At 53.4% G+C, this 10,261-nt stretch carries 8 protein-coding genes; 3 read left to right on the forward strand and 5 right to left on the reverse strand.

Annotation, left to right across the window (positions count from 1 at the left end):
* Positions 1-24 precede the first annotated feature (24 nt).
* The 3 genes from phnC to QMN93_RS16925 all read right to left on the reverse strand — a co-directional run bounded on the left by phnC (position 25) and on the right by QMN93_RS16925 (position 1,846).
* Positions 25-813 carry a phosphonate ABC transporter ATP-binding protein gene (gene phnC, locus QMN93_RS16915; protein ID WP_033144439.1) on the reverse strand — a complete coding sequence of 263 codons (789 nt, stop codon included), beginning with the start codon at positions 811-813 and terminating at the stop codon, positions 25-27.
* 173 nt (positions 814-986) lie between these two features.
* Positions 987-1,430: a VOC family metalloprotein YjdN gene (yjdN, locus tag QMN93_RS16920; protein WP_193138789.1), complete on the reverse strand. Its 444-nt coding sequence runs from the start codon at positions 1,428-1,430 to the stop codon at positions 987-989.
* 80 nt (positions 1,431-1,510) lie between these two features.
* Positions 1,511-1,846 (reverse strand): zinc ribbon domain-containing protein YjdM, encoded by a 336-nt coding sequence (locus tag QMN93_RS16925; RefSeq protein ID WP_023310096.1) that lies wholly within the window; start codon positions 1,844-1,846, stop codon positions 1,511-1,513.
* Between the two features lie 595 nt (positions 1,847-2,441).
* Between QMN93_RS16925 and crfC the strand changes: the two genes are divergently transcribed.
* Positions 2,442-4,787: a clamp-binding protein CrfC gene (crfC, locus tag QMN93_RS16930; RefSeq protein WP_193138790.1), complete on the forward strand. Its 2,346-nt coding sequence runs from the start codon at positions 2,442-2,444 to the stop codon at positions 4,785-4,787.
* Positions 4,784-5,659, forward strand: a complete 876-nt coding sequence (locus tag QMN93_RS16935) for a diguanylate cyclase regulator RdcB family protein (RefSeq protein ID WP_069303543.1) — start codon at positions 4,784-4,786, stop codon at positions 5,657-5,659. Before crfC ends, QMN93_RS16935 begins: the two co-directional genes overlap by 4 nt.
* 44 nt (positions 5,660-5,703) lie before the next feature.
* On the opposite strand, the gene kdgT is transcribed toward QMN93_RS16935, so the two are convergent.
* Positions 5,704-6,696 carry a 2-keto-3-deoxygluconate transporter gene (gene kdgT, locus QMN93_RS16940; RefSeq protein WP_033144443.1) on the reverse strand — a complete coding sequence of 331 codons (993 nt, stop codon included), beginning with the start codon at positions 6,694-6,696 and terminating at the stop codon, positions 5,704-5,706.
* Between the two features lie 648 nt (positions 6,697-7,344).
* Between kdgT and proP the strand changes: the two genes are divergently transcribed.
* A complete protein-coding gene (gene proP, locus QMN93_RS16945; RefSeq protein WP_029740241.1) occupies positions 7,345-8,847 on the forward strand; it encodes a glycine betaine/L-proline transporter ProP in 1,503 nt (500 codons plus the stop codon).
* A 33-nt stretch (positions 8,848-8,880) separates the two neighbouring features.
* Here the strand turns inward: proP and QMN93_RS16950 are convergent, their stop codons facing one another.
* On the reverse strand, positions 8,881-9,834 hold the full coding sequence (locus QMN93_RS16950) for a nickel/cobalt transporter (protein ID WP_048979051.1): 954 nt from the start codon (positions 9,832-9,834) through the stop codon (positions 8,881-8,883).
* Between the last annotated feature and the right edge of the window lie 427 nt (positions 9,835-10,261).

The raw sequence follows: 10,261 nt of genomic DNA on the forward strand, positions 1-10,261 counted from the left end.
GTACTTTCCTCGGATCGGGTTTAATTAAGCAGCCTGCGCGTTCTCTTCGACGCGGTTAATGCTGCGGTAGAGATGGTCAAAACGTTCGTTATCAAACTGATGGCTCGCGCCATCAAAGAACACATGTCCCTGACGCAGGGCGACAATGCGTTCGCAGTAGCGCAGGGCGTAATCCACCTGATGCAGCGTGACCACTACGGTGATGCCGTCGTTCTGGTTAATGTCGCGCAGGGTTTCCATCACGATGCGGGCAGACTCCGGGTCCAGCGAGGCAATGGGTTCGTCTGCAAGAATGATTTGCGCTTTCTGCATCAGCGCGCGCGCAATCGCCACGCGCTGCTGTTGCCCACCGGACAGGGTGGAGACGCGCTGGTGGGCAAAATGCGCCATGCCGACGCGGGTCAGGGCCTGCAAGGCTTCCTGCTTCTGTGAAGGAGAGAACCAGCGCAGACAGGTGCGCCAGAACGGGGTGCTGCCGAGCGCGCCAATCAGCACGTTCTCCAGCACCGTCAGGCGGTTCACCAGGTTGAACTGCTGGAAGATGTAGCCCGTCTGGGCGCGGCTCTTGCGGATATCGCTGGCGAGACGCCCCGCGCGCTGCACGGTATTGCCCAGCAGCTCGACGTGGCTTTCCGGCGTTTTATCGCAGGTGATAAGACCGCTTAAATGACGCAGAAGGGTGGATTTACCTGAACCGGATGGCCCCAGCAGCGCCACCATTTCGCCCTGCTGGACGGTCAGATCAACGGCATGCAGAGCCTTATTGTGATGGAAGGTCTTGCTCAGTTTCTCGACGCGGATGACGGTTTGCATGTGCTGGGCCTCACGATAAATGTGGCCTCATGCTGGCGCATCAATGTGACATTTGGGTTAAGTCTGGGTTGCGGGAGTTTGAAGAGTTGAAGTGAAAGCGATGACAGTCACCGTAGGCCCGGTCAGCGCAGCGCCACCGGGCGCTGTTGCCGGCTGCGCTGCGCTTATCCGGCCTAAGACGTTTGCTGCTGCTTAACGACGTTAATCATCCACGGCACGCCGTATTTATCGGTGACTTTACCGAAACCGTGTGCCCAGAAGGTTTCCTGCCAGGCCATGTCGATATTCCCGCCCGCGGCGAGGTTGTCGAACCAGCGTTTGCCTTCATTAACGTCCTGGGTGTCGAGAACCAGCGTGAAGCCCGCGTATTGCGAGTTGCTGCCCGGCGGCATCCCGTCGCTCATCATGATATCGCTGCCCGCAATGCGGACGTTGGAGTGAGCGATAGCCGAATCCGGAAATTGCATACCGGACGGACAGCCTTCTTCGCTGTTATCGCTTTTTGGCATTTCGCCGAAGGTGATTTTATAGAGAAGCTCTGCGCCGACGGCTTGCTGGTAGAAAGAAGTGGCTTCTGCACAGTTGCCGGCAAAAGAGATGTAGGGACTTAACGGCATAATCTTTACCTCACGTAAGAAAAGCCCGTTAAGTGTAGTTCCCGAAAACCCGGTAAGCGAAGCGCCACCGGGCGGGTAAATCAGTTCTTTTTCACGAACTCTGATTTCAGCTTCATCGGACCGAAGCCGTCAATTTTGCAGTCGATATTATGATCGCCTTCAACCAGACGGATATTCTTCACTTTGGTGCCGATCTTCAGCATGGAAGAACTGCCTTTCACTTTCAGATCTTTAATCACGGTTACGCTGTCGCCGTCCGCCAGCAAATTGCCGTTCGCATCTTTTACGACAAGTGCATCAGCATCGTGTGATGGTTCGGCATCGTTCCATTCGTGAGCGCATTCCGGGCAGATGAACATGCCATTATCTTCATAGGTGTATTCAGAATTGCATTTTGGGCAGTGTGGGAGTGACATATCGGTATCCTCAAAAAGTGTAAACGCGCTGGAAAGTGCCAGCTAAATGACGGCAGCGTGCCGAAAAAGGCGGCAAGTATAGCGCAAATCCACACGTTTGTCGGTGACATTATGAATTAAAAAAATGCAAAAAGCGTATCGGGAGTGACACTTCCTGTCAGTCAGTTAAGCGATGCTTACCTCATTAACACGTTGGGAAGAAATGACGCTAAATATATCGAATATTTTATTGCAGCAAATTGCTACGCTCCTTCATTTCGGATAAGGTGAAGCGACACATTGTTATTTATCTCCTGACTTCGCTGCCATCCATATCTTTTGGCAGGGGCGTATTACCTCTCTTTTTAGGTGGGTAAATAATGATGATATATCCTGAAGTTTCTTAAAATTGGGCTACGCTTTTTTCCTTTGGCCGTCAGGCCAGGAGGGGAGCTATACACGCCATGCAAGGATAGCGAATTATTTCTGATTATCATCAATCAGTTATATTTCGGCGGACATGTTTTCCACACGTGATCATATAAGCCTGAACAACATAATTAATACCAGTGGCTTAATAAAAGTAATAAATTTGCGTTAAGGAAAGGCTTTTATCATGCACACACAGACCATTTTTGAATTAAGCCAGGAAGCTGAGCGTTTGCTACAGCTCGCCCGGCAAAACCTTGATACGTTGAAATCAATGCCGACTGCGATGCTGGAGAGCACCGCGGCTGCTATTACGGGTGAAAAGAACAACGTTTTACCTTTGCATTTTAGCGCGCGCGGTGTCGAAGCGCAGCAGGCGATGCTGAATAATGAATTACGAAAAATAACCCGGCTGGAAATGGTCCTGGCTATTGTTGGCACTATGAAAGCGGGGAAATCGACCACCATTAATGCGATTGTGGGGACCGAAGTGTTGCCGAACCGCAATCGTCCGATGACGGCGCTTCCTACCCTGATTCGCCACACGCCGGGTCAGAAGGAGCCGGTGCTGCATTTCTCACATGCCTCGCCCATTGATGAATTGATCCAACTGCTTCAGAAAAAGCTATGCGATTACGATCGCGGAAAGCTGGCCCAGCATCTGGAAATTGATAAAGACATGAATACGCTGCTGGAGCGCATTGAAAAAGGAGAGGCTTTTGAGAAGCATCACCTGGGCGCGCAGCCGATATTTCATTGTCTGAAAAGCCTCAACGACCTGGTGAGGCTTTCCCAGGCGTTAGGGGTGGAGTTTCCGTTCTCTGAGTATGCGGCTATCGAACATATTCCGGTGATTGAAGTGGAGTTCGTGCATCTTGCGGGTCTTGATGCTCACCTCGGACAGCTGACGCTGCTCGATACGCCCGGGCCGAATGAGGCCGGACAGCCGCACCTGCAAAAAATGCTCAGCGAGCAGTTGTCCCGCGCGTCGGCGGTGCTGGCCGTGATGGATTATACCCAGCTTAAATCCATCTCTGATGAAGAAGTCCGCCAGGCCATTTCCGCGGCGGGAAAATCCGTGCCGCTGTATGCGCTGGTCAATAAATTCGATCAGAAAGATCGCAATAGCGACGATGAAGAGCAGATCCGGGCGATGATCTCCGGCACCTTAATGAAAGGCAATATTTCGCCTGGCCAGATCTACCCCGTTTCGTCTATGTGGGCCTATCTGGCGAACCGCGCTCGCTACGAGATGAGTACCCACGGACAACTGCCGGATCATCAGGAGCAACCCTGGGTGCAGGATTTTGCCGAAGCGGCGCTTGGGCGGCGCTGGCGTACGGCGGACCTGGACGATATCGACCATATTCGTCATGCTGCCGATTTGCTCTGGGAAGATTCGCTTTTCGAACAACCGATACGCAAACTGATTTACGCCGCCTATGCCAATGCCTCGCTTTACGCGCTGCGTTCGGCCTCGCATAAGCTGCTCAACTACGCACAAAATGCCCGGGAGTACCTCGACTTCCGCTATCAGGGGCTGACGGTTGCCTTTGAGGCGCTGGAACTGAATATCGCACGTCTGGAAGAGGACATGGCGCTTCTCCAGACGCGTCAGAGCGTGGTGAGCGATGAGGTGAAACATGAAGTTGAGGAGGCGCTGAACGCCACCGCGGACTTTATGGGAGCGCAAAAAACCGCGCTTAACCAGGCGATTGGCGAGGTGTTCAGCGCTCAGCATATTCTTGATTTAGCAGGCATCGATCGGCAGAACCCTCACGGTGACGAGCTGAAGCAGCTGGTTCTGGACGATGAAGGGCAGGCGCAGATCGCGCTGAGTAAAATTCGCTCCTCCTGCGAATTGGTGATGCTGGATGCACAGACGAAAATCTGCCGGGAGCTGGCGTTACGCTTCGACCAGCTTGAATCTACGCTGGCGCGTTCCCTGAACGAAGCCATGCGCCCCATCGAAACGCGTATTAAAGAGCATCTGAGCCATGCGGGTTTTCGGGCGCGAATCAGTTTCCCGGCGTTTCAGGCTCACCAGCTCAACTTCAATACGCGGGCGCTGTTTAACGACGCGATAGCGCCTGATGACAGCCAGGCAGGCCCGTCATCAGGCGGGAGCAGCATGCGAGAAACGGTCTCTCGCTGGCTCAATAATCCGGGCTGGGGCTGGGATGAGTATGTGGAAACGCGCACGCGATATGTTATCGATATTGCGCAGCTACATGACAAATTTAAGCAACATATTGAGCTGTTTTGTGAACAAATACGTAAAGCTTTGTCCGCGCAGGTCGATGTCTCTGTTACGGCAGGAATGGCGACGTTCTTTGCAGAATTCTCGCTGTGCCTGACCGGGTTACAGGAAAGCTTGCGTGATAGCCTCGCAGTGCGTCAACAGAATGAGCATTCAACCCGAGCGCTCTGCCAGCTGTTGAAGCAAAGTATTACGACTGCGGCGTGGATACAGGAAGATACCCGACTGTTACGCGATGATATTCAAACTCTATTCGCGGCAGAGCAACCATGACAACACCACTACTGGACGGCCCCGGGCGAACGCTGGAGTGTATTAATCCAAAATTTATGGTCGATCTGGTTCAGGGAGTGGACGCGGCGCGTCATCCTCACCTGGGACCACAACAGCTTCAGTTTCGTGAGCGTTTGACTCAAGAAATCATGACGCATACCCGGCTGCGCCCCTGGGCGATGGCGGGTATGCTCAATGAAAATGCGGCGCTGCGCCTGGGGCTGGCGGAAAAACTGGCCGGCATGCTTGACCCGGGTCATCTCGCGCTGACTCTGATGGCAGAGAAACTGATTGCTTTGCGCCAGCAGACGCACCCGCGCGCCCAGCAGTCCCCCGGTCTGATGCAGCAGTACGCTGAACTCGCTTCTCATTTTACCCAACGCGCCGCCTATAAAGAGAAGGCGCTAACCCAGCGCGGGCTGACGGTGCAGGCGGGTGAGCATAGCGAGCAGATTTTTACCCGCTGGCGGGCCGGGCATTATGATGGCTGGTCGCTGGCCGGGCGCTGTTTTATCGTCCTGGAAGAGCTGCGCTGGGGGGCATTTGGTGACGCATGCCGCCTCGCGAATGAAGATGTGGCGGCAATGCTTAAGGATAACCTGCGCAGCATGGCGTCTAACTATCTGGCACAGGGCATCAATGCGTCACCCACGACCCGCCATTTCTATCACCAGTGGCTGACAACGCCAGCCTCTCCGGGGTTAATCGATCATAAAGACATGCTGGGGTGGCTGGGGGACTGGTGTCAGGCGGATCAACATCCGGTGAGCTGGTCAGTGACGCAAAACTGGCAGACCGTCGCTCTGGGCATGCCGAGGCTCTGTTCGGCAAAACGGCTGGTGGACGGGATGGTGGAAGAGATTTTTGGCTAAATCTCTCCCCCTCTCCCCATTGGGAGAGGGAACGGTGCGGTGTGTTAATGATTCATTTCTATCGGCTTCGGTTCAGGCAGGGTCTCTTGCATATTCCCGTAGCGTTTCGCATACAGCGCCGTGATGATGGGGACCAGAATCGCGGTGACGATCACGCTCGCGGCAACCAGCGCCGTTGCTGAAGCGGCGACCGGTTCGAAGGCCGGGTTAATTTGGGCGATAATCACCGGGTTTGCGACTGCAGCACCGGCGGCTGAAGAGGCGGCGACGCCGGCCGTGCCGTTTCCTCCTCCGATGACGCGGTCAGCAATAATCAGCGGAATACCGGTGATGACGATCACGGCGACACCCAGCACAATGCCCAGCAGGCCGGTATCGAGAATGACCTTCAGGTTGATGGTGTTCCCCAGTGCGAAACCGAAGAACGGGATCAGCACCGGCGTGGCTTTGCTGAAGAAATCACGCAGATCGCGATCGAGATTGCCAAGGGCGAAACCGACCAGGAAGGGCAGGATCGCGCCGACAAAGTGGTGGGGTTCAAACGAGGCCAGGCCAGCAGACCCCAGGATCAGCATCGTCATCAATGGGCCGGACTCCAGAGACATCAACACAAATGCGCCGGACTCTTCTTTCGTCCCGTACTGATTCATCAGGCTGGCGTACAATCCGCCGTTGGTCATATCCATCGCCGAGACGATCGCCAGGACCGATAAACCCGCAAAGAACCCGGTCTGAATTCCATTCTCCGGAATGAACATCGCGCATATCATTGCCACTGCCCAGGCTACGGCTATTTTGGTGATCACCAGCGTGCCGGATTTCCGTAATACTGTCCCCGTTGCCCGTAAATTAATGGATGCGCCGATACAAAAAAACCAGACGGCAAGAATGGGAACCGTGCCTGTTATCATGCCTTTTGTGAAACCGCCAAAATAAGCTCCGGTATTGGGAGCAAGGGTATTCAGGATCGCGCCCAGTACCAGCGGAACCAGCATCATGCCGCCGGGTATACGTTCTATCGTGGCTTTAATCTTCATAGACAAACCTCACATCGGATCCCGCAGCACGGGGGATAGGTGTTAAAAATTAGTCAATAAATTCAATTGATTGCTCGTATTGCTTGTGGTGTTTTTTCGAAAGCCCTGCAACAAAATTAAATGCGTGCTCTCAATTAACCTTTTCCTTAAACACGTAAAACGCTGAATTCGGATTTATGATGCGATCATTGGAATATTGATTCAATGTAAATAAAACATCGTTTTAGTTATCTTTATCACATATTCAATGTAAAACCTGAGGCTGGTTCCTGCTGATGAAAATTTATGTAAACCTGATGTGAATTAATGTGGTTTGTTTTTCTGTTACGAAAGAAATAATGACGTGCGGGAGGATGTTCTTTAGGTGGGATAAGGAAGTACTTATTGGCACTCCTTGACAAAAATTTGCCTGAGCTGACCAGACACGAAAATATGTGTGAAGTTGATCGCAAATATAAACGCTGGTAGGGTAAAAAGGTCATTAACTGCCCAGGCAGGCGTCAACAGGTTCGGTTGTATCGTCGTAAAACGTCAATGTAAGTAAACCTGCTACGCTTGAATAAGGCGATTCGCATGGAGCGGATCCCATGGTTCACAGAACGCTAACTGAACTGTGAAACAGACAGGGCCGAGTCAACGAGGATAGCTATGCTGAGAAGGAAAAAGATTAAACCCATCACGCTTCGCGACGTCACCATTATTGATGACGCAAAGCTGCGTAAAGCCATTACCGCAGCCTCGCTCGGTAATGCGATGGAATGGTTCGATTTTGGTGTCTACGGCTTTGTGGCCTATGCGTTAGGTAAAGTGTTTTTCCCCGGGGCCGATCCCAGCCTGCAGATGATTGCCGCACTGGGTACGTTCTCCGTTCCCTTCCTGATTCGCCCGCTGGGCGGTCTGTTCTTCGGTATGCTCGGCGATAAATATGGTCGTCAGAAGATCCTGGCCATCACCATCGTCATTATGTCGATCAGTACATTCTGTATCGGCCTTATACCGTCTTACGCCACCATCGGCATTTGGGCACCGATTCTGCTGCTGATTTGTAAGATGGCGCAGGGCTTCTCCGTAGGCGGTGAATATACCGGTGCCTCGATCTTCGTTGCCGAATATTCCCCGGACCGTAAGCGCGGATTTATGGGGAGCTGGCTGGACTTCGGCTCGATTGCCGGGTTTGTCATGGGCGCGGGCGTAGTCGTACTGATTTCAACCGTGGTGGGTGAAGATAACTTCCTCGACTGGGGCTGGCGTATCCCGTTCTTCCTGGCATTGCCGCTGGGGATTATTGGTCTTTACCTGCGTCATGCGCTGGAAGAGACGCCTGCTTTCCAGCAGCACGTCGAAAAACTGGAACAGGGTGACCGCGAAGGGCTGCAGGATGGTCCGAAGGTGTCGTTCAAAGAGATTGCCACTAAGCACTGGCGCAGCCTGCTGACCTGTATTGGTCTGGTGATTTCGACCAACGTGACCTACTACATGCTGTTGACCTACATGCCGAGCTATCTGTCGCATAACCTGCACTACTCGGAAGATCACGGTGTGCTGATTATTATCGCCATCATGGTGGGTATGCTGTTTGTCCAGCCGATTATGGGCCTGTTGAGTGACCGTTTTGGTCGTCGACCGTTCATTATCCTGGGAAGCGTTGCGCTGTTTGCTCTGGCAATTCCGGCATTCATTCTGATTAACAGTGATGTGCTGGGGCTGATTTTTGCTGGTCTGCTGATGCTGGCGGTGATCCTTAACTGCTTTATCGGGGTGATGGCCTCCACGTTGCCCGCGATGTTCCCGACGCATATTCGCTACAGCGCGCTGGCCGCGGCCTTTAACATCTCGGTGCTGATTGCCGGTCTGACCCCGACGCTTGCCGCCTCGCTGGTCGAGAGCACGCAGAACCTGATGATGCCTGCTTATTACCTGATGGTGATTGCGGTGATTGGTTTGATTACCGGTCTTACCATGAAGGAGACGGCGAATCGCCCTCTGAAAGGCGCAACGCCTGCGGCGTCTGACATCCAGGAAGCGAAAGAGATCCTGCGCGAGCACTACGATAACGTAGAGCAGAAGATTGAGGATATTGACGCAGAGATTGAAGAGCTGCAGAAAAAACGCTCCCGACTGGTGGACCAGCATCCACGCATCAACGAGTAATAAAGAAACCCGCCAACGGCGGGTTTTCTTTTATTAACATCCGGCAGCGATGTAGTCGCCATTGGCGCTGACGGGGATCACCGTCAGGAACAGCACCGTCGCAAACAGGATCAGGACTATCCCTCCGGCTATTTTGACTGCCGGTACCAGCCATCTCAATGAGGCGCTTTCTCCGAACCAGGTCACCGTGCGCTCGCGGGCGTAACGTACAGCCAGGGAAAGCCCCACAATAGAAAGTGCGGTGCCCAAAGACATGGTCATGACCGCGGCCACTCCCCAGGTGACAATGCCCAGCGCGTTCGAAAACATCAGAATCATGATCGCCCCGCTGCACGGGCGTGCGCCAATCGCCAGAATGACGCCCAGGCGCGTTTTCCAGTCGCCTTGTGTCAGGTTTACCCCCACGCCGTGGTGGCCGCAGCCACAGTGTTCATCATGCTGATGAAGCGGCTTGATGGCGGAGATAGTCATCCTGTGCGGGCGCAGGCTCTTCAGCGCCTGATAAATGACAAAAGCACCGAATGCGCCAATAAGCACTGCGCTTATCTTCTCCACGTACCAGCGGCTGGTACTGATATCCCCTGAGGCGAGGTTAAACCCCACCGCCAGAATAAAGACAAACAGAATGGCGCTGACGCCCTGCATCAGACTACCCAGGAAGGGGACAACCCGGGCGGCCAGTTCGGTTTCCTTATTGGTGGTCAGATAGGTCGTCACGATGAACTTTCCGTGTCCGGGTCCGATGGCGTGAAGGACACCATAAAGGAAAGCCCCCGTTAACAGCCATAATCCGCCGCTGTACTGGTGGTTATTAAGCTGCAGCAGATACATCACCAGATAGCGGTGCAGCGTAATTTGCGTGGCGAGACACCACTGGATAAAAGCGTTCCAGTGCGCATGCAGGGTAAAACCCGCAAAGAGGATTGCCAGCAGCAGCAAACCTGCGGTAGGGAGACGCCAGTCGCGGGCGAGGCGTTGTGTGGTCATGAGGGGGGCCTGCACAGGGGAGATTATTTGCCGCTAGTATAGTTGATCTTCCCGCTCAATTCGTAGGATCGCATCGCGATTCGCTCATGATTGTGGATAACTTTGTGCATAAAAGGGTATAAGGCGGGGTTTTGCTGTGGAATGCAGCAGTCAGTCATTTTTCTGACATTTAGCGGTTGCGGCCTGCTGAGAACTCCCTATAATGCGCCTCCATCGACACGGCGGATGTGAATCACTTCACAGACAACGCGGTCGGTTGAAGAGAAAAATTCTGAAATAACGGGTTGACTCTGAAAGAGGAAAGCGTAATATACGCCACCTCGCAACGGCGAGCTTAACGCCGCGTTGCAACTGCTCTTTAACAATTTATCAGACAATCTGTGTGGGCACTCAAAGTGACATGGATTCTTAACGTCGCAAGACGAAA

It is taken from the genome of Enterobacter sp. R-1.6.2 (assembly GCF_035064085.1).
GTDB classification, from domain to species: domain Bacteria; phylum Pseudomonadota; class Gammaproteobacteria; order Enterobacterales; family Enterobacteriaceae; genus Enterobacter; species Enterobacter asburiae_B.

Excerpts from the sequence above, each read along its gene's own strand:
- QMN93_RS16925 (WP_023310096.1), bottom strand. The coding sequence starts at position 1,846 with ATGTCACTCCCACACTGCCCAAAATGCAATTCTGAATACACCTATGAA.
- crfC (WP_193138790.1), top strand. The coding sequence starts at position 2,442 with ATGCACACACAGACCATTTTTGAATTAAGCCAGGAAGCTGAGCGTTTG.
- kdgT (WP_033144443.1), bottom strand. The coding sequence starts at position 6,696 with ATGAAGATTAAAGCCACGATAGAACGTATACCCGGCGGCATGATGCTG.
- yjdN (WP_193138789.1), bottom strand. The coding sequence starts at position 1,430 with ATGCCGTTAAGTCCCTACATCTCTTTTGCCGGCAACTGTGCAGAAGCC.
- QMN93_RS16935 (WP_069303543.1), top strand. The coding sequence starts at position 4,784 with ATGACAACACCACTACTGGACGGCCCCGGGCGAACGCTGGAGTGTATT.
- QMN93_RS16950 (WP_048979051.1), bottom strand. The coding sequence starts at position 9,834 with ATGACCACACAACGCCTCGCCCGCGACTGGCGTCTCCCTACCGCAGGT.
- phnC (WP_033144439.1), bottom strand. The coding sequence starts at position 813 with ATGCAAACCGTCATCCGCGTCGAGAAACTGAGCAAGACCTTCCATCAC.
- proP (WP_029740241.1), top strand. The coding sequence starts at position 7,345 with ATGCTGAGAAGGAAAAAGATTAAACCCATCACGCTTCGCGACGTCACC.